Annotated in this window: 12 protein-coding genes and 1 pseudogene; 5 read left to right on the forward strand and 8 right to left on the reverse strand. The window is 40.4% G+C overall.

The window, feature by feature from the left end; genetic code table 11:
• Positions 1-5 precede the first annotated feature (5 nt).
• From KZC02_RS09950 to KZC02_RS09960, 3 genes are read right to left on the reverse strand one after another with little or no spacing between them, the layout of a single operon-like run.
• Positions 6-2,426 carry an ABC transporter permease gene (locus tag KZC02_RS09950; RefSeq protein ID WP_221393961.1) on the reverse strand — a complete coding sequence of 807 codons (2,421 nt, stop codon included), beginning with the start codon at positions 2,424-2,426 and terminating at the stop codon, positions 6-8.
• Between the two features lie 4 nt (positions 2,427-2,430).
• Positions 2,431-3,342 carry a winged helix-turn-helix domain-containing protein gene (locus KZC02_RS09955; protein WP_229254136.1) on the reverse strand — a complete coding sequence of 304 codons (912 nt, stop codon included), beginning with the start codon at positions 3,340-3,342 and terminating at the stop codon, positions 2,431-2,433.
• A 47-nt stretch (positions 3,343-3,389) separates the two neighbouring features.
• On the reverse strand, positions 3,390-3,854 hold the full coding sequence (locus tag KZC02_RS09960) for a hypothetical protein (RefSeq protein WP_221393962.1): 465 nt from the start codon (positions 3,852-3,854) through the stop codon (positions 3,390-3,392).
• A gap of 246 nt (positions 3,855-4,100) precedes the next feature.
• Between KZC02_RS09960 and KZC02_RS09965 the strand changes: the two genes are divergently transcribed.
• From KZC02_RS09965 to KZC02_RS33300, 3 genes and pseudogenes are all read left to right on the forward strand, one after another.
• Positions 4,101-5,345, forward strand: coding sequence for an MFS transporter (locus tag KZC02_RS09965; protein WP_221393963.1), 1,245 nt, complete (start codon positions 4,101-4,103; stop codon positions 5,343-5,345).
• 174 nt (positions 5,346-5,519) lie between these two features.
• Complete coding sequence (locus tag KZC02_RS09970; protein ID WP_221393964.1) at positions 5,520-5,750, forward strand: DUF433 domain-containing protein; 231 nt, start codon at positions 5,520-5,522, stop codon at positions 5,748-5,750.
• An 85-nt stretch (positions 5,751-5,835) separates the two neighbouring features.
• Positions 5,836-6,069 (forward strand): annotated as a pseudogene (locus tag KZC02_RS33300) (DUF5615 family PIN-like protein); the annotation flags it as partial.
• Positions 6,070-6,105: 36 nt separating this feature from the next.
• Here the strand turns inward: KZC02_RS33300 and KZC02_RS09980 are convergent.
• The 5 genes from KZC02_RS09980 to KZC02_RS10000 form a co-directional block, all read right to left on the reverse strand.
• Complete coding sequence (locus KZC02_RS09980; protein WP_221393966.1) at positions 6,106-8,505, reverse strand: ABC transporter permease; 2,400 nt, start codon at positions 8,503-8,505, stop codon at positions 6,106-6,108.
• A gap of 362 nt (positions 8,506-8,867) precedes the next feature.
• Complete coding sequence (locus KZC02_RS09985; protein WP_221393967.1) at positions 8,868-11,273, reverse strand: ABC transporter permease; 2,406 nt, start codon at positions 11,271-11,273, stop codon at positions 8,868-8,870.
• 420 nt (positions 11,274-11,693) lie between these two features.
• Positions 11,694-13,106 carry a RagB/SusD family nutrient uptake outer membrane protein gene (locus KZC02_RS09990; RefSeq protein ID WP_221393968.1) on the reverse strand — a complete coding sequence of 471 codons (1,413 nt, stop codon included), beginning with the start codon at positions 13,104-13,106 and terminating at the stop codon, positions 11,694-11,696.
• A 33-nt stretch (positions 13,107-13,139) separates the two neighbouring features.
• Entirely contained in the window at positions 13,140-16,406 is a 3,267-nt protein-coding gene (locus tag KZC02_RS09995; RefSeq protein WP_221393969.1) for a TonB-dependent receptor, read from the reverse strand.
• A gap of 355 nt (positions 16,407-16,761) precedes the next feature.
• Positions 16,762-17,322, reverse strand: a complete 561-nt coding sequence (locus KZC02_RS10000; RefSeq protein ID WP_221393970.1) for a hypothetical protein — start codon at positions 17,320-17,322, stop codon at positions 16,762-16,764.
• Between the two features lie 179 nt (positions 17,323-17,501).
• Here KZC02_RS10000 and KZC02_RS10005 point away from each other — a divergent pair, with 179 nt between their 5' ends.
• Entirely contained in the window at positions 17,502-18,197 is a 696-nt protein-coding gene (locus tag KZC02_RS10005) for a LytTR family DNA-binding domain-containing protein (RefSeq protein ID WP_221393971.1), read from the forward strand.
• Between the two features lie 148 nt (positions 18,198-18,345).
• Positions 18,346-20,535 (forward strand): response regulator, encoded by a 2,190-nt coding sequence (locus tag KZC02_RS10010; RefSeq protein ID WP_221393972.1) that lies wholly within the window; start codon positions 18,346-18,348, stop codon positions 20,533-20,535.
• Positions 20,536-20,553: the final 18 nt, after the last annotated feature.

A 20,553-nucleotide genomic window follows, 5' to 3' on the forward strand; every position in this document is an offset into this window, starting at 1 on the left:
GCATTTTAATCAACTCCAATTCGCAACGCATCCGTTGGGTTCATCAAAGCCGATTTCAATGCTTGCGACCCAACTGTTAATAATGTAATCAGAACGGAAATACATCCCGACAATGCAAAAACCCACCATTCGATATTGATGCGGTATACAAAATTGGCAAGCCAATAATTCATCAGGTAATAAGCAAGAGGACTTGCCACGATGACCGCGACAAGTACTAGCTTCAAAAAATCTTTGGAAAATAAAGACACAATATCCAACGCCGTTGCTCCCAAAACCACCCGAATTCCGGTTTCACGCATTCGCTGAGATACAGACAAATGAACCAGAGCAAACAGTCCCATACAGCAAATAAAAATTGATAGTGCCGTCGCATAAGTTATGATCTTTTGCCACCGCAATTCCTGCTCGTATTCGTTTGCGTTTTGTTCATCCAGATATGCAAAATCAAACGCAGCCCCAGGAATTAATTTCTGAAATGTGTTTTTCAATCTTCCCAATATTTGTGTTTGTGCCGATGCGTCAATTTTAGTCAGGATTGCTTCTCCACCATATTGTTCGCTCGTGAACATGAGCATGGGCCGGATCGCTTCCCTGAAAGATCCTGTGTGGAAATTCTTGACTACGCCTATAATCGTAAATGAATCTTTACCCAAAAATGGATCTGCATTGACTTTTGCGCCAAGTGGATTTATTAATTTTGCTGCTTTGATAAACGCCTCATTTACAATAATTCCATATTTTTTATCTGACGGAAAAAGCGTTGAAAAATTGCGTCCTTCCTTCAACCTGATACCCAGTACCGGCAAATAATCAGCGTCCATACTGCGATAATAAGTTTTCACAAAACGCCCGTTCACTTTGGTATCATACGAACCAAATTCGCCGGTTACAGAAAGTTGTTGTATGTGTGCATCGTCTTTAAGTTCTGCCTTGAAACTGGCAGACATGTTCTTTGTGTCCGACAAACCAGGGATTTTTATCCTTATTACCTGACCTGGATTATAACCCAGATCCTTGTTTTTAACGAAATTCATCTGTTGGTAAAAAATCATCGTACAAATTCCCAAAAGCACTGCGATCGAAAACTGAAAAGTAACCAGACTCGTACTCAATAAACTCCGCCTCGGGCTCTTATGACGTTGATAAAGTACCTGAACGGGATCATATTGCGAAAGCAGGAACGCCGGATAAAATCCCGAAATGAAAACATTTACGATAATTATTACAAAAGACCAGCTTAAAAATGCGAAACTTAAAAATGAATTAAAAAGAATATGTTTCCCTGAAAGTTGGTTAAAAACAGGCAGAATCAGGAAAGTGATTACCAGCGACAATAGGAAAGCAAGTGCGCATAAAAACCCGGACTCTCCCAGGAATTGTAAAAGTATTTGACTTTGCGAGCCGCCGGTTACTTTTCTCACACCAATCTCTTTCGCCCTTTTCATCGAATTTGCAATATTGATATTGATGAAATTGATGCTGGCCATGAGCAGAATGAAGGAAGCTATTCCCAGAAACAGATAAGAATAAATCAGCTTGCTTCCGTGAACCACTCCATCCTCGCCTGTTTTGTCGGCAACGTTTTGCGGATTAAGATGAATGTCCGTGATTCGCTGTAACCTATACGTAACAGAGGGTACAGAGCCATTCGCGCGCTTATTCTCCGCAAGCTGATCCTGTGCATGAACACGGTGAATTTTGTTGAATTTTTGCTCAACGGAATGAATATCAGCTTTGGGATGCAAAACAACGAACGTTCCCAGGTATCCGTTTAGCCAGGTTGGATCATCAAAAGAAAGCTGCAATAATTTGAAAGGAAACAATATTCCAAACTGGACAGAAGAATTTGAAGGAGGATTTTCAACCACACCGGTCACAACCAATGGCCGTCCCACCCGCCTTGCAGAAGGCTCATAATCCATTTGCAAAGTCTGGCCGACAACATCGGTATGCCCGAAAAATTTAAGAGCCACCTGTTCCGTTATTACAACCGAATTAATGTCTTTAAGCACCGTTTTGGCATTACCTTCTTTTAGTTTAAAGTTAAAAACGTCAAAGAATGTGTCGTCCACAAATAACAGTTGCAATCTGAATGCCTTATCACCGGCACGGACATCTTCACGAATATCACCGCCTAATATTCTCGCGAAATTCAAAACTTCCGGCACTTGTGATTTAAATGCCGGTCCTTGCACCTGTCCGGTTCCGCCTTTTATCTCTGTTTTTCCTTCGTCGATAATGTGGCTGTTAATCCGGTATAAATCTGGCGAGTGAAACTGGTCAAAACTCCTTTCATCTTTAATAAAAAGTGCCGCAAGCAAAACACAAGTAAGGCCGACCGCCAAACCAGCGACATTGATACAGGCATAAAGACGCGACTGCCATAAATGACGCCGGGCAATTTTAAGATAAATCTGAAACATTAATTTAAGAGGTAACTTCCATGCGGTAACCTATACCATGAACCGCAGCAATTTTTATATTAGAATCTTCGGCTAATAATTTGCGGAGGCGGGAAACAAATACATCGACACTTCGGCCTACGATAATACCCTCGTCTTCCCAAACCGATTTAAGGATGAAGTCCCGTTCGAGAATCTGGTTTTGATTTAATGCAAAGAGATTCAGCAATTTCGCTTCGCGGTAGGTAAGATTGTAAGAATTATTACCAGAGATAAGAATCAGATTGGGGAGGTCAAGTACAGAGTTCCCAAAGTGATTCTTATGATCAGCATCGACTGGAATTTCTTTTAAAATCGGAGTGGAATGCTCTTTTCGTGTTTTCTTCCAGACAATAAATCCAAAGCCGGCAAGCAGACTTCCCATGGGTACTAACCACCAATTCTCACTGGTAGAAGCTACTTGTTTTTCAGGATAAAAGCTCACCTTAATGGTGTAACAGCCAGGTTCCTGTTTTCGGTTTTCACAAGGGACACCGCCTTTTTTGTTCAGGTCCAGAAAATTATATCCCAGACGGATTTCCCCATTCTTACAATTTACCACTGAAACGTCATATGCTCGTTTAATTCCATACACATCCAGAGATTCCTGTAACAGTGCAGGAAGTTTTTTGTATTCAAAAAGATGATCGACCTGTACATGAAAAGTATTGGCATCCGCTTGCTCTATTGGCGGAATCGAAGAACTTGAATCACTGTTTGCCATCAATAAATGATGGGCAGTACGTCGTAATGCCAGATTTACCTTTTCTGAGAAACGTACAGATTCATTATTTCCGGATGCTTGATTGTTTTTTAAGAATGGCAAAATAAACAACAACATCAGAACACCAGTGATTCTGATCCTGCCTGCCCAAATTGTATAGACTGATTCTAACATTATAATGAATTACAACCGGTTAATGATTAAATGTAAATTTACTAAAATCAGCAACCATCTTTACGTTTATTTAATCCGTAAGACCAGTCAAATCTAGGCCAGAGTTGTTCTGGTTTTACAACTATAATTCTTCTTCCAACCTGCTCGTTCTTTCCGGCCGGATCAATAAAAATCTGATCACCGACCTGTGCAAATTTTAGAATCTCAGCCATTTCAAATTCTGTAACTGCGTTATTATGTGCATAAGAATAAGCATCAACTATTTTCCCGGATCTTTTGATATAAATATAGAATGGGATTTTAGTTTTTAATTCAGAATCAGGATTTCCTTTAACCAGACTAATTTTGCCTGTATTGACCAATGAAAAAATTGAAAATTCTACTGATTTTCCGTTCAATAATAAAGGATTGGGATAAAAATTATCTGCAGTATTTTCAGGAAAGGCTTCTGAGACCGGCAATGTCAAAATTAAAGACATTGATACAAATAAGTTCAGCGCTACATTTTTCATATGCTTATTTTTTTGACTTTTGAATTACCGGATTGAACCGTTTCAAATCCTGATCAAATGTATATATCTCCCGAAATGCTCAGGGTAAATGACTGTAAAACATTGTAAACGAATTGTAAAAGATTAAAATCTGCACATAATTTATATAAAACTGAATTAAATAAATAATCCGCATTAATTTTCCATTAAAGCAGAACAGAAACCAATCCTATACGTGTTACAAAAAAGAACACCACATTTATCAGATTGAAAACAGTCACACCACAAGACCCTTACGCAGCACTCCGCTATTCCGATTTCCGGTATTACATATCGAATACTTTCCTTTTTTCAGCTACCATTCTGATCCAGGAAGTAATTGTTGCTTACGAATTATACAAAATGACCCACGATCCTCTTGCATTAGGGCTGATCGGTCTGGCAGAAGTAATTCCTTTCATTATAACCTCTTTATTCGGTGGATACATTGCGGATCAACGAAACAAAATTACCATTATGCACATTAGCATTGTGGTAATTATTTTAGGTTCCATCATACTTTATACGGTATTCCAGCCCGGAATTTATAACTCGTTGACACAAGGCCAGCATCTGGCAGCGGTGTACGCCGTTTTCGGGCTTATTGGTTTTGCAAAAGGTTTTTATTCCCCGGCATCAAGTTCACTCAAGCCTTATCTGGTACCAAGAGCCATTTATGCTAATTCCTCCACATGGAGCAGTTCGTTCTGGCAGGCTGGCTCCATAACCGGACCAGCCCTTGCAGGTTTCCTTTATGCTTATATTGGTTTGGAACATACATTATTGGTTGTAATTACAAGTTTTATCGTTTGCTGGTTTTTACTAGGAATGATCAAAACCAGGCCGGAAATTGTAAAAATCACCACTCCTCTCATAGAAAGCCTTAAAGAAGGTTTCCGTTTTGTATTCAAAACGAGAATTGTACTTTATGCGATTTCACTCGATTTGTTTTCGGTACTTTTTGGTGGCGTCGTAGCGCTGCTTCCTATTTTTGCAGAAGATATTTTAAAAGTTGGTGCCGAAGGATTAGGACTATTACGAGCCGCCCCTTCCATTGGCTCTTTGCTAACCATGTTTGCAATGGCTTATTTTCCGCCAACCCGTAATGCCTGGCGTAATATGCTGATCGCCGTGGCAGGATTCGGGGCATTCACTATCATGTTTGCACTTTCAACCAATTTCCTGCTTTCATGTGTTGCATTATTTGCAACCGGTGCCTGTGACAGTGTAAGTGTTATTGTGCGTCAGACAATCCTGCAGATTTATCCGCCAGATGAAATGCGTGGACGCGTAGCCGCAGTAAACGGGATCTTTGTAAGCTCGTCCAACGAAATGGGTGCATTCGAGTCCGGTGTACTGGCAAAAGCTTTTGGCACAGTTCCGTCAGTAATGATGGGCGGCGTAATGACAATTGCCGTTGTTAGCTGGATATATTTACGTTCAAAAGACTTGTTTTCCGTTCGGTTGAGTTGAGTTTAAACGCGATGTTAATAGAATTAGCGCTGAATTTCAGGGAATTACTTCTATAATTTTATCTTCTTTCATTTCACTTCTGTCGACAAGATAAACGATCAGGCGCTCCTGTAAGTTCTTAGACGCATTTGATCAAAAATTGTTATTTTTGTTGTTGTCAAAATATATAAATATATGTATATCTACAAAAACATAATAAGCATTGAGGAAGGGAAGCGAAGTGGCAAACCGTGTATCAGGGGAATGCGGATTACTGTTGAGGATATTTTGCGTTGGTTGGCATCCGGAATGTCTGTCGATGAAATCATTCTGGATTTCCCCGAACTCACAAAAGAAGATGTTCTGGTATCGCTTGAGTTTTCTGCAAATCAACAAAAAAGGATTTTTTACGACGTCGCTGCATGAAGCTATTAATTGACCAGAATATTTCTCACCGAATACTCCCATTTCCATACGGTAATTTCGATAATATCAATCACATCAAGAGTTAGGTTTGACAAATGCTGACGATTACAATATTTTCATGTTTGCTCGTGAAAACAAGTATAATGCTGTTATCACCTTGGATGACGATTTCGTTAAATTGCTAAACATTTTCTCTTCTCCTCCCAAAATTATTTGGATAAGAACTGGGAATTGCTCTACCTCCAACCTCGCAGACATATTAAATTCAAAAATCAGCTTTATTAAAGAATTTATTCAAAGCGAAGAACATTTTCTTTAGGAAATATTCAAAATATAGCTGCGGCAAGTCTCATCCCTACTCCATCCTCAAACTCTTCACCGGATTCATCAATGCGGCTTTGATTACTTTGAATCCAACTGTTAAAAGTGTAATTAATAAAATCAGGATTCCACCTAAAGCCAATATCCACCAATGTAAGTCAATGCGATAAGCAAAGTTGTTGAGCCAGCGTGTCATCGTATACCATGCAACGGGAGCTGCAATTACAAAAGCGATTGAAACGAGTATCAAAAACTCCCTTCCGAACAACAATACAATACTTTCGACTCCTGCACCCAGCACTTTTCTTACACCGATTTCTTTGGTCTTTTGTGTTACCATAAACGAGACCATTCCATAAAGTCCCAGGCAACAAATCAGAATCGCGACCATTGCAAATGTGCGTATAAGACTGGCTAATTGTTCTTCCTTCTGATAAAATCCGGCTATTTGCTCATCTACAAACTGGTACGTAAATACTTCGGCCGGATAGTTTTTTTGCCAGGCATTTTGTATGTTTTTTATTGATCTGGCAAAATCCTTTGTATTTAATTTGACTGCGATCTCCTTATACATTTTGGGATTTGCGAAAATGGCACATGGCTCAACGGGCACCTGCAAAGATTTGAGGTGAAAACTTTTTACCACGCCTACAATCTCTCCTTTTAATCCTGAATTCCCGTCTTCCAGCTGCCGGCCAAGTATTTTTTGCGGGTCACGGATTCCAACCCGCTGCATGAATTCTTCATTGACTACAAATTCGGCAACAGAATCCAGTCGTGAAAAAGTACGTCCGGCTACTAACGACATCCTGTAAGTATCTATATAATTTTCATCTCCGAATCGGTCACGGATCATGAATTTTTCCCACTCTACATGATTATCAAAACGGACAGAACCGCCATAACCCATCGTAGACATTGGTGCTTCAAATTGAAAACTAACAGATTTTACGTCAGGATACTGCAATAAATTATTTCGAAGTGATTCATTTGCTTTTTGCGATGAATCGATCTTTGGATTGGGAATGGTAATGACTGCATTTTCATCAAAACCTATATCTGCACTCCGGAAATACTTCAATTGAAGAATTAATACCAGCGTTCCGATCAATAAAACCTGTGCAATAATCAACTGGACCGTTATTAAAGAACGCCGCAAACCGAAACCTCCCACCTGCCGTGTCCCTATTTTACTTTTTAACGCTGCAACAGGGTTAAAACCAGAAACAATGACAGCCGGATAAAAGCCCGCAATAAGAATTAAACTAATTAGGGTCAAACACCAAAAACACATCAATTGCCATTGAAACAGCATTTTGAAATGAAACGCCTGTGAATTAAACCAATTATTGAGTACAGGAAGCAAAAGTGCAACCAGACACAAAGCCAGCAATGCTGAACCTATCGTCAACAAAGCGGTTTCGCTCATAAACTGCCACAACAACTGCCGCTGCGTACTTCCCAAAACCTTGCGGATACCAATTTCTTTTGACCGTTTCAATGCCTGTGCCGTTGCCAGGTTTACAAAATTGATACAGGCAATAATTAACAAAAAAGCACCTACTCCAGCCAGTATCCAAAGGATTGACCATCGTATTTTCCCATCGTATCTTTCGTCAAAATGGACATCTGATAATGGCTGCAATTTATGGTCATAATATTTTGCAGTTTCTCCATAGTATTTTGACCCGTTCTTCTTTAAAAGTTTTTCCATTTGTGCCGCTTGTTCGGAGTCGGACAAGCGAATAAAAACCTGATTACGGGAACTTAACCATCCAAAATTATCCAACTGATAGGTGGGCTCTGCTTTTTTAAGTGTAGGCAGAGAAATATAAATATCGAAGTTAAAATCAGTGGGTTTAACCTGATCTTCAACCACTCCTATAATTCTTAAATCATTGGCATTATTCAGGCGCAGAATCTTGCCAGCCACATCTATATCCCCAAAATACTTGCGTGCTATCTTTTCACTGATTACAGCTATATAAGGTTCGTTCATGGATGCAGCACCTATTTTTTCCTGCCAGTTAATGACAAACATATCCATAAAACCCTGGTCAGCAAATACAATATTCTCTTTCTCAATGAACCTCTTAACGTTTGTTCCCTGAATTGAAGATAACGTAGCATTTGGTATTTTTCTGATAAAACCTACCTTTTCAACTTGTGAATAGTCTCTCGAAAGTGCGTTAGCCATTGGATAGGAAGCACCTGGATCATGTTCAATCCCCTCATCCAAAATAAGATCAAGTACAACCCTGTAAGTCCTGTCATAATGAGGCTGATGCCGGTCGGTACTTATATGATATTGAAGAAATAAGAAAATGAGTATTGCACCCGCCATACCCATTCCTAATCCTGCAATATTCAAAATGGTATACGTCCGGTTCAAACGAAGATTACGTACGGCGATTTTGAGATAGTTTTTTAACATATCAAAAGAAGAAAATATCGTTAAAATGTTTCAGCCAAATAGCCTGAAAGGCTCCTATACCTTAGCCCGGGGCATCGCCCTGGGAAACCGAGAAATAGGATTCGTTATTTGTCATTCCCAGGGCGATGCCCTGAGCTAAGGTATAGGAGCCTTTCAGGCTATTTGATTTGGATTATTCTGATTAAATGAATTTTATTGGATTTATCATTTCCACAGGGCGATGCCCCGGGCTAAGGTATAGGAGCCTTTCAGGCTATTGGATTTGGATTATTCTGATTAAATGAATTTTACTGGATTTATCATTTCCACAGGGCGATGCCCTGAGCTTAGGTATAGGAGCCTTTCAGGCTATTTGATTTGGATTATTCTGAACTTATGGATTTTACAGGATTCATCATGGCTGCTTTATAGGTTTGCAGGCAAACCAAGACTGCAACAGCCACTACGAATGTCACTCCGATCCCGGCCAAAATAGTCCAGTTTAACCGAATCCGGTACGCATAGTTTTGCAGCCATGTATTCATGCTCAAAATAACCAATGGAAAAGAAATCAGCATAGCAACTCCCGTGATGTAAAAAAACTCTTGCAAAAACAGAATGATAATACTTAAAGCGGAAGCGCCCAATACTTTCCTGATTCCCAATTCCTTGGTTCTTCTTGCCGTACTTTGAGAAACCATACCTAAAATTCCCAGCAAAACTATTACGATCGCCAATACCGTTGCAACTTGTGAAGCTTTTTGAAGCTGTACTTCCGACTGATAGAGTTTCTGAAGTGTATTATCCATAAAAGTATATTCAAACGGTGCATCAGGCATCAGTTGTCTCCATTTTTTTTCGATAGATTCCATGGATGTTTTTAAATTGGCCGGAGGTAACCTGAAAGTCAAAAACCGGAAAGCATTCCCTTCTTTAATATGAAAAAAGGCCAACGGCTTAATTGCTTTATGCATAGATTCAAAATGGAAATTTCTGGTAACGCCATCAATAATAAAAGGATCTGAAAAAGTATGTAATCTCACCTGCCGGCCAACCGCAGCTTCCGCATTTTCATAACCCAAAGCCTTTACTGCTGCTTCATTTAATACAATTCTGCCAGACTTATAAATACCTTCACCGACATGAAAAAACTTTCCGGCCACCATCTTTATCTGATAGGTTTCAGCATACTTTTCATCAGTTCCAAGAGATTGTGTCTGGATTGCCTGTGATGAATCCTGCCCCGATTTATAAATACCAAAAAGCCCTCCATTATTTCCATTCGGAATTTCATAGGATAAACTAACCTGATTAACTTCCTTTAAATGAGAAAATTCATCCCTGATTCCTTCCATTTTTGTCACACCTTCAGGTGTCCAGTCGCGGGGAACAGCAACTGACATCAACGATTCTTTGTGATAACCCAAATCCTTGTTAAAAAAATAATTTACCTGCTGCGAGATAACAGCTGCTCCGCCAATCACAAATAATGCAATCGCAAACTGTGAAACTATAAGCAGTCTCCTGAGCATAACATTTTCCTTTATTGACTTCAACTTACCTTTCATGGATTCAACCGAAGGAATGGCTGACAATATAAACGCCGGATAAATCCCTCCTGCCATACCGACCAGCAAAGAGATCAGTATTGGAACAATGATCGAATAAGGAAATAATGAAAGTGAAGACGCTAGTGGTTTTCCCAAAACATGGGCAAAAAAGGTTCTTGAAATTTCGTAAAACATAATTGAAAGCAGCATGGCAAATATGGCAAGCAAAGCAGATTCTGCGAGGAATTGCCTGATGAGTTGTCCTTTATGACTTCCCAAAACCTTTCTTACACCAATTTCTTTTAACCGGGAAGACGAATTACCAATTGAAATATTTACAAAATTCACAACGGCCATGAACAAAATAAAAATTGTAACGCCCGCAAGTGTATAGATCATTTTCCTTACCAATCCATTATTTGCTTCCCAGTAATAGTCATTTAACGGAGAGATGTAAACCTGTAAATTTCCCTTCATTTCTTCCGGAATATTGGTTTTCAGAATTTGTGTCAACGGCTTTTCAAGGTCTTTTGCTGTAACCCCTTTTTTCAGCTCAATGAATGTGATCATATATGGAAATGCCCAGCTATTTTCCGCTCCTTTTCTACCATCCAAACTGCTGAGCGGAATAAAAATTTCGGCCTGGCTTGCAAGCAGATGACTGACAGAATTATCAGCAAGATCTTTCAGGACAGCCGTAATCTGGAATTCCTGTTTACCTCCGACAAAATTATGCAACGTAAGCGTTTGCCCCAAAACATCGCTTCTTCCAAAATATTTAATTGCTTTATTTTCAGTAATTACGATAGAATTAAGCCGGCTTAAAGCTGTACTTGCGTCGCCCTGAAGAAGAGGAAATCCGTACATACTCAGCAAAGTGGAATCGCCTGTTTGTATGTCTTCCCGGAAGTGTTTATCGTTTTTGGAAATGGCAACTGTTATGCCATCAAACCTATAATAATCTGCAACGAGAGAAGGATAATCCTCTTTTAAAGTTTTGCCTAATGGCCCAAGCGTCGCAATATCAACGCCCATGTCCGGGTTCTTCCATTTACTGCGGATAATGTATTGCTTATCCGTATTGCGCAATGTGCGGTTGACCTGTAATTCGCCCCAAATATAGCTTCCGATTAAAAATGAAAACGTCATCCCGACTGAAAGTCCAAAGATGGTAACCAGTGAATAAAACTTACGTTTCATCAGGTTACGCCAGGCAATTTTGAAGTAGTTTTCGAGCATATAAAATTGGGATAAACGATTTGGAACAAACTGGAAAACGTCATAATTCTCCTGACTTCTTGCCCAAAACTACTTAAATCCTTTTTTCTTAGTATCTCAATATAAACTATTTAACTCTTTTTAACTTATGCAGTAGTGTCCTGCGGCACGCTGCTTAAGAAATGATATAAACCCCTTTGCTACAAAAAGATAGCCCCTTTGGAGCAGCATTGCATTGAAATTTAAAAAAAACATTTTTCCAATTACAAAAATTGATGGTTACATTTTGTAATGTACCATCGGCACAACCTGTTTGAAGAATAAATAACAATACCCCACATAATCCGGGCGTGCCGTAAGTACGCTACTATCACGCAAAAAAAGACCCTGCTGCTTCCATGAACAACAGGGTCTTTTTACAAACGATACAATTTCAAAAAATCAATTTTGACTGTATGACTTGTTGATATCCAGTTCTCTTTGTGGAATCAGGAACAGAGGCCGTGCTGTTTTTCCTTGTGCTTTCATGGTTTCTTCCGCCACACCAAATCGCAGTAAATCGGCCCAGCGCTGGTTTTCAAAAGCCAGCTCTACCCTCCGTTCACGAAGCAGTTTCTGGGCAAATGTACCCGAAGTAGACGCACTGACCGGAGCCAGTTTGGCCCTTGCCCTTACCTGGTTGATCAACGCATAAGCTTCTGTGCTTTCGCCAAGCGACTCGGCCAGCATCAGCAATACATCCGCATATCTCAACACCATGAAATTGTAGGACGCATCTGTTTCCTCAAACACATTTTCCCTTCCAAATTTCACAATATACCGGATGTCATTTTTCGTGTTTGTTACCAAAACGCCTTGCGTATTTACGTAACTCGTATCCATGGATTTGATGAAACGGTCATCTCCCGCTTCATAAGCCTTTATCATATCCTGCGTTGGCCGGTTTTTATAAGCACCTGTACTATGTTTCAAAGTAGGTGAAAAAGCATTTGTAAAAGCATTCCCGGTTCCAGTTGCGCCACCTTTAAATTGCACTTCAAAAATGGATTCAGCATTGTTTTTATTGGCCAATCCCCAAAGATTCGAATAATCCGGAACAAGCGAATAACCGTACGTTGCAACAATCCTGCGAAGTACCATTTCGGCCGATTGCTTGTCTCCCGTTGTCAGGTATATTTTTGCCAGTAATGTTGCTGCTGCACCTTTGGTGGCACGGCCTACATTCGCTGCGTCGTATTTTACCAGCAATCCGCTTTCAGCTTTAATAAGATCAGGAATAAGCTGTTTGTAAACCTCCGATGCCGGAATTTGCGCCAATGCCAACCCTTCTGATGAAGATTTTGCCTCAGTAAGGGGCATTGGAATATTGCCGAATGAGATCGCCAGATTGTAAAAAAACAAGGATCTCAGAAATAACGCTTCTCCCCTGATCCGTTCACGGTCAGCATCCGGCATATCTATTCCGTCTATACGGCTTAATACAATATTACTGCGTGCAATACCCAGGTAAGAATCTGTGTAGGCCAGTGTAATCAGCTCACTTGTAGAATTTTCGACAAAATTTTCAATAACAGTCAGATCTGCTCCCAGGCCAGTTCCATCCGGCCCCTGATCCGTATTATCCGAACGCATTTCCTGTGTGATCCAGTAACTTTGATTATATGTACCGTTCAGCTGTAATGCCTTGTAAGCTGCATTGATGGCGGTTGTCATGTCACTGGCCGTGTTATAAAACGAATTTACATTTCGCTGGGAAACAGGGCTCAAATTTGTAAAACTGTCGCTGCATGAAGCCAGCATTCCTGCCGTTAACATTCCTGCTGCAAGCTGTATATATATGTTCTTTAATTTCATATTTGTAGTTGTTTTATGCTGATTGATAGCTATTTAAAATGTCGCATTCAAACCAAACGTGAAAGTTTTGGCCAACGGATAAGCACCGTAATCTTCCCCCTGTACACCGCTTAAAGTGGTCTGATTATTCACCTCCGGGTTGTATCCAACATAATTTGTGCTTGTAAACAGGTTAGTACCGGAAGCATACGCACGTAAAGTCTGGATTTTATTTCCCAATAATTTTTTAGGGAAATTATACCCAACTGCGAGGTTCCTCAAACGGATATAAGAACCGTCTTCAACCTGGTAAGATGACGGCCTGTTATTATTTCCATGCGTATCGGTAAGCCTGTCCGCACGTGGGATTTTTCCATTTCCTGGTTGTTCTGCGGATATCCATCGCCCGGTTTCTACAGCATACGAATTGGTACCGGCTTCGCCATTGGCCAAATGCCTTCTGGTCAGGTTCAGCACTTCGGATCCCTGCACACCCTGTAACAGAAAACTCAGGTCAAATCCTTTAAATGTAAACCTGTTGGTAATTCCCCAGATATAATCCGGCTGATAATTCCCTGTAACAGTGCGGTCGTTCGCATTGATCTTGCCATCACCATTTACATCTTTAAACCTGAAATCTCCCGGTTGCGGTTTTGGTGCAACTTCGTCTTTTGGTGCATTGTCAATATCACTTTGGGTCTGATATATTCCTTCCACCACATAACCGTAATAACTTCCGATTGCATCGCCGATACGTGTAATATGCCGGATACCTGCACCGCCCGAGCTTAATATCGGATCACCATTTGGCCCCAGTTTCAGTACCTTGTTTTTATTCGTCGAGAAATTCAGGTCTGTTGTCCATGTAAACGCACCTACTACATTACGGCTGGAAACAGTCAATTCCAAACCTTTATTTTCCACCTCTCCAATGTTCTGAAGTGCATTCAAAAAACCCACTGAGGCAGGAACCTGTACGTTCAGCAACAGGTCGGATGTGATTTTCCGGTACCAGTCCAGAGAAACATAAACCCGGTCTTTAATTACTCCAAAATCCAGCCCCAGATCCAGTTGTGTTGTTTTTTCCCAGGTCAGATTACTATTGCTGATCGTAGAAGGCGCAATACCATTTACGAGATTATTACCAAGCGTATAATTGTATGGATTTAAAAGGCCGATTGAAGCGTAATTAGGAATCAGGAAGTTTCCGGTTTTTCCCCAGCTTCCTCTCACTTTCAGATCGCTGATAAATGTTACCGGTTTCAGGAATGCTTCTTCTGACAAACGCCAGCCAGCAGATAACGAAGGAAACACACCCGTTTTGTGGCCTTCGCCAAACCGGGAAGATTTATCAGCGCGAATGGTGGCAGTCAGTAAATATTTACTTTGGAAAGCATAATTCGCACGTGCCAGATAGGACACCAGTGACCATTCTTCTGTTGTAGAAGTTCCGCCTGTAACCTGGCCGCCGCTCACGGTTTCTACCAGATCGTCGGGAAATTTCTGAGCCAACACCTGATTGGTGTTGATATGATCCTTTTGCGCACTGTAACCTGCAACAGCTGAAACAGTATGATCTTTGCCAAATGTTTTATTGTACGATAAGGTATTTTCAACCAGCCAGTTATAATTCAGCGAAAAGTTGGACTGGCCATAAGGATCGCCCGTTGTTGCTTCACGGAACAGCAAGGAATTGGCACGGTAAAAATTACGGTTATAATTATTGATGTCAACTCCTGTGTACAATTTGTATTTCAAACCGGGAAGCAGTTCATATTCCCCAAACAGATTTCCGAGTGTCCTGAACTGGGTAAGTTTATCAGTTACACCCTGAATGATGGCCAGTGGATTGCTGGAAGAAGTCATATTTGCTCCGCGCCCGTCTTCAGTATACAAATGCGACTGGTTATCGCGCTGGTTAATGCTTCCGTCGGCATTGTAAGGTTTTACCGTTGGCGATGTAACCAAAGCAGAATATATAATTCCCGGAGGATCAGCAAAATACGGCGCTCCGGCCGGAGATCTGTCGTTACTGGTAAAGGAAGGGCTCAAACCCAGGCCAAATTTTAACCTGGTAGTCGGGCTTGCTTCCAGATTTACCCGGAAACTGTAACGTTCAAAACCACTCTTTTCAACAATCCCTTTCTGGTTATAATAACCTCCTGAAAAGTAATAATTTACATTTTCACCACCGCCTGACATTGAAGCACTATAACTCTGGACCGGCGAACTTTTAAAGATCAGTTTCTGCCAGTCCGTATCAGTTCCATCCGGATTGGCATAATCATCGGGAATATAATAACTCGTATTGGTCGTTTTAGTATAGCGCGTCGCATTGTTGTCAGCAGCAAGAGCACCGGGAACGTCCTGTAAATAAGCATTGTTTTTGGCATCTTTTACATAAGATGTCAATTCAGCCGAATTCATCAGATCTACTCTGTGCGCAACGGTTTGAAATCCGTAATAAGCATCAAAGCCGATCACCGGCTTCTTGTTACGTTTTCCTTTTTTAGTTGTGATCAGAATAACGCCATTTGAACCGCGCGAGCCGTAAATAGCGGCAGCAGAAGCATCTTTCAATACTTCAATTGACTCAATATCATTGGGATTAATCGTTCCAAGCGGATTGGAAGGTGGAAGTGCAAAAGCAACTGTTCGTCTTGAAACATCGCCCTGAACACCCGCGTCCACATTTTTAGAAATCGGGAAACCATCTATTACATACAACGGCTCCGTTCCTCCTGAAATTGACCCTAATCCACGAACCCGGATTGTGGTTCCTGCTCCTGGCTCGCCGCTTGGTTCCTGCACCTGTACACCTGCAATTTGTCCCTGAATCGCGTTTTCAAAATTGGTAACCGGCATATCTCTGATATTTTTAGCAGAAAGTGAACCTACCGAACCGGTAATATCCCGTTTGCTTTGTGTTCCATATCCTACCACCACAACTTCATTCAAACTGCTCACATCCGCATCCAGGCTGACATTAATGGTCTGCTGGCTTCCTAATTTAATTTCCTGACTAACGTAGCCAATAAACGAAAAGACCAGTGTTACCTCATTTCCATCAGCTACTGAAATTTTGTATCCGCCGTCCACATTTGTAATTGTACCTATGTTAGTCCCTTTGATGAGGATATTGACACCTGGCAAACCTTGTCCGTTGCTCTTGTCGGTAACAGTTCCGGAAATATCCAAAGCGGTTTTTGATAAAATTCCGTAGGTCCGAACCTTCGGTAAATGCGCCTCTCCCGAGGCAAACCGGCAGGTTACTCCAAGCAATGCCGCCAGTAAAATTTTACGTGTAAAAATCGAATTCATTGATGTTTGTAAAGGTTAAGAGTGAAAATTTTTGAGAAGACAGCCCGGAGCCGGACTATCGCATTTCGTGTGTTCCCTGCATTGTACAATTAAAAATATTTGTGGTTATATAAACCCGCTCTTTTCAAATTACAATCGGTTACTTATGTAATATAAATTAATTATCCGGTTTCAGCTACGTATAATTAATTTAGAAATCGTTGATAGTTAATAATAAGCGGGCAGTAAAAACAATTAAATAATTCGCCATCGGAACACAAAAAAACTCCTGCTGTTCTTACGAACGGCAGGAGCAAAATGTTGGTTGATGAAGTGTTTTTTTAACTAATTACAGAATGCTGATGAAGTTTTAATCTTATGAAACTTGTTTGAAGTAAGAAACTTCACCGCTCATGCTAACCATGAGAACAATTTCCTGTTTTCCTTTTGAAACAGTTACGAAATAATGATCAGCATCTTCGAACTGATGACCGAACAAAACCATATTGGTATCATTATCCTGGTTGTCATCATACATGATCACAGCTCCTGTCACATAATCTTTATATTGCTTTTTAATTTCTTTCTGGGCTTTTGCAGGCAGGTCTGAAAACTTCTTGCTGGTTGTGCTTCCTACCAATTGGGAATTATAATCGTAATATGCAACGGTTTGCTGCCCGTCTTTGGTAAATGTAGCTTCGTCAAACTGTCCTCCACGTGCCCATTTCACATCGCTGATATGACCAAAATCGCTGACAAAATGATCTTTCGACATGCTGCTTACTTCTTTTCCTTCCAGTTTGCGCAGTTCCTTACGTGCCTCTCTTTTTTCAACTTTCGATTCTTTTTCAATAGCTTTTGCAGTGGTTTGAGCTTGTGTTTGTACGGCAGTTATTGCCAGCAGAGCTACTATTGCGGATGCGATTAATTTTTTCATTTTTTTATTCGTTTAAGTGTTTTTTTCGAATTGATGTGTCAAAACTAAGCGATGCCGGAAAATCCTGAAACAGTAAATAGCCAGAAAGGCAAAAGCTGTCGGTAAACTGTCTTCATGTATCTTTATAATTGTTTTCTTTGCAAACAATTAATCCCGCCAGTAAAAAAGCTTCTGCCCGTATGAACTGTTTAATAATAGATGACAACATTATTGCCAGAACCACCATGAAACAGCTGGTGCGGCAGGATAAAAGCCTGACTCTCGTTGGAGAATGCGAGGATGCAATGGCAGCTTACCAGAAAATCATGTCTGATCCGGTTGACCTGTTACTGCTCGATATTGAAATGACCGGCATGAACGGCATTGAACTGGTGAAAAGCCTGGGCAGCAAAAATCCGATTATTATCTTCACCACTTCCAAAAAAGATTATGCAGCCGAAGCATTTGAGCTGAATGTGGCCGATTATATAACCAAACCAGTAACGACAGTCCGTTTTTTGCAGGCAATAGAAAAAGCCAGGGAAATATTTAAAAGCAAAAAGCAGGAAGTAAAAGTGGAGGAAGACGCCTTTATTTTTATCCGGGATTCCAATATTGTGCGCCGCCTGAGGCTTGACGAAATTCTGTTTGCTGAGGCCATGGGCGATTATGTCAAATTGTACACAACCGATAAGTTTTATTCGGTTCATTCTTCGCTGAAAGAGGTAGAGAGCAAATTACCGGATAATAAGTTTTTACGCGTTCACCGTTCTTTTATTATTCAGGTTGGCAAGATCGATACCATCGAAGGCGGCACGCTGATTATTAATAAAAAAATGGTCCCGGTGGCAGATACCTACCGTGCTGCACTAAACCAGCGGCTAAAAATCCTGTAAAATCCGGGCGATTATTATTCCTGTATCAACGATAGATTATACCTTTCTGACCATTACCTGTTGCTCTGATAATACACCTGAATTACTTTTATCAAAATAAATCAAAGGTTTAAAGCGAACCGCCGAAAACCGATTGCCGAAGTAGCTCATGAGAATCAGAACGCTTATTTATTATATCACAACCGGCTTTGTCATTGGCATTATAACACTTGTTATGCTGCAATACATCACCAGTACCAATGTAAGGGAGCTGATCAGCGGCAATGAAAATTTACTCAATGAGTATAAGGTCAACAATGAGCTGGTAGGTTTGCAGAAAGACCTTTTGCTGCTTGATAATAAAATTAAAAGTGCGGTAACAACGGGTGATTCTTCCAAAATCAAAGACTTTGAAACGGGCATTGCTAAAATCAGGGACGATGTAAACGTATTGGAAGCGACAGCGGATTCAAACTCTTCGGGAAAATACATCAATGAGCTTCACTTTCTGATCAGCCGAAAAATAGACCTGAGCCGGCAAATGGTAGATAGTTTATATAAAACCGGGATACCAGCCGTTGAAAGCCGGATTGCAACTCATGAAGCAATTAAACTTTCGGAAGTAATTACCAACCTGACACACAAAATTGATACAAGCGGAAGAATTGCGCTTGCACAAAAAATTAAATCTGTTGATAAAAGTGGCCAAAGGGTTTTAAACTGGAACCTGTACATCATTATTTTAGTACTGATTTTGCTCACAGCGGTTTTCCTGATCATTGTCAGCAGAATGAAAAAGCAGGCTGAACTGATTAGTCAGCTAAATACGAGCGAAAAGAAACTAAAAGAGGCGGCTTTGATCAAGGAGAATTTTCTGGCCAATATGAGCCATGAGATCCGGACGCCGCTGAATGCAATTCTGGGTTATACCAATTTATTACAAAGGAAAAAACTGGATGAAGATTCCCGCCTTCATGTGACAACGGTTCAGCAGTCGGGAGAAACACTTTTGACAATTGTCAATGATATTCTGGATCTTTCCAAAATTGAGTCCGGGATGATGCGAATTGAAGAAATTCCGTTCAGTATTAATGGCCTTGTCCATTCCGTTGGTGCCATGTTCCACAATAAAATAGAAGAAAAGGGGCTTAAATTTGAAACTAACATCGATCCATCCATCCCCGATATTCTATTAGGAGACGCCACAAGATTAACACAAATCCTTGTCAATCTGATTGGGAATGCCGCCAAATTTACTTCAGCAGGAAAAATAAAACTGGATATAAAAGGCAAACCGTCGGATTCAAATCATATTCTGATAGAGTTTAAAGTTACTGATACCGGAATTGGTATTGAGGAAGAGAAGCTGGAAACCATTTTTGAACGGTTTCGGCAAGCCGAAGATTCTACAACACGGAAATATGGCGGCACGGGTTTAGGATTATCCATCGTAAGGGATTTGGTTTATCTGCAAAATGGCAGTATTGACGTAAAAAGTGAATCCGGATTTGGGACAATTGTACTTTTTACTATTCCATATAAAATCCCGGAACATCACAACAATGCAATTAGATACGAAAATGCCAGTCCTGATATCCATTTTCAAAATAACCTCAACATTCTTGTTGCGGAAGACAATGTAATTAATCAGGGATTGATGTCGCGATTTTTACAGGAATGGGGAATAAAAAATTCTATTGCAGAAAACGGTAAAAAAGCAGTTGAAATGTTAAAAAATGAGCGTTTCGATCTGGTATTTATGGATATTCAAATGCCGGAAATGGACGGTTACACCGCAACGCAGGAAATCAGGCAAACCCTGAACCTAACTGTTCCCATAATAGCCATGACTGCACACGCAATGGCCGGAGAACGAGAAAAGTGCATTAGTTTCGGTATGAACGAACACATTTCAAAACCTATCCGGGAAGCCGATTTGAAGCGAATAATAGCTGAATTTACAGGCAACGAACTGAACCATAACTTGGTTACAAACACTTCATTTAAAGAGGAGAATCAGTACAAAACGATAAACCTTCAATACATGAAGGAGATCAGCAATGGTGATAAAGAATATGAAAAACTGGTAACTGAACAATTTATCGAGCTGGTACCAAGAGAATTGGAATCACTCAGAAAAGCCATTGAAAATCAGGATTTTGATAATTTAAAACACATTGCTCACAGTATGAAAACCAGTATTTCAATTATGGGCCTGGATGCTGTTTTGAATGAATATCTGGATATTATTGAAAACGGTAATCCGACAAATATCAGGTTAATGGAAATTATTGAAAAAATTACCTCAGTTTGTAACGAAGCGGTCGAAGAAGCGAAAGAATTTAGCAGCCATTTTTAGTATTTGAATTATATCTTT

The organism is Dyadobacter sp. NIV53, assembly GCF_019711195.1.
Taxonomy (GTDB): Bacteria; Bacteroidota; Bacteroidia; order Cytophagales; family Spirosomataceae; genus Dyadobacter.

Coding starts and splice junctions, on each gene's coding strand:
- KZC02_RS09970 (WP_221393964.1), top strand. CDS start 5,520: ATGTATATCTACAAAAACATAATAAGCATTGAGGAAGGGAAGCGAAGT.
- KZC02_RS10010 (WP_221393972.1), top strand. CDS start 18,346: ATGAGAATCAGAACGCTTATTTATTATATCACAACCGGCTTTGTCATT.
- KZC02_RS09960 (WP_221393962.1), bottom strand. CDS start 3,854: ATGAAAAATGTAGCGCTGAACTTATTTGTATCAATGTCTTTAATTTTG.
- KZC02_RS09985 (WP_221393967.1), bottom strand. CDS start 11,273: ATGCTCGAAAACTACTTCAAAATTGCCTGGCGTAACCTGATGAAACGT.
- KZC02_RS09955 (WP_229254136.1), bottom strand. CDS start 3,342: ATGTTAGAATCAGTCTATACAATTTGGGCAGGCAGGATCAGAATCACT.
- KZC02_RS10005 (WP_221393971.1), top strand. CDS start 17,502: ATGAACTGTTTAATAATAGATGACAACATTATTGCCAGAACCACCATG.
- KZC02_RS09950 (WP_221393961.1), bottom strand. CDS start 2,426: ATGTTTCAGATTTATCTTAAAATTGCCCGGCGTCATTTATGGCAGTCG.
- KZC02_RS09990 (WP_221393968.1), bottom strand. CDS start 13,106: ATGAAATTAAAGAACATATATATACAGCTTGCAGCAGGAATGTTAACG.
- KZC02_RS09980 (WP_221393966.1), bottom strand. CDS start 8,505: ATGTTAAAAAACTATCTCAAAATCGCCGTACGTAATCTTCGTTTGAAC.
- KZC02_RS10000 (WP_221393970.1), bottom strand. CDS start 17,322: ATGAAAAAATTAATCGCATCCGCAATAGTAGCTCTGCTGGCAATAACT.
- KZC02_RS09995 (WP_221393969.1), bottom strand. CDS start 16,406: ATGAATTCGATTTTTACACGTAAAATTTTACTGGCGGCATTGCTTGGA.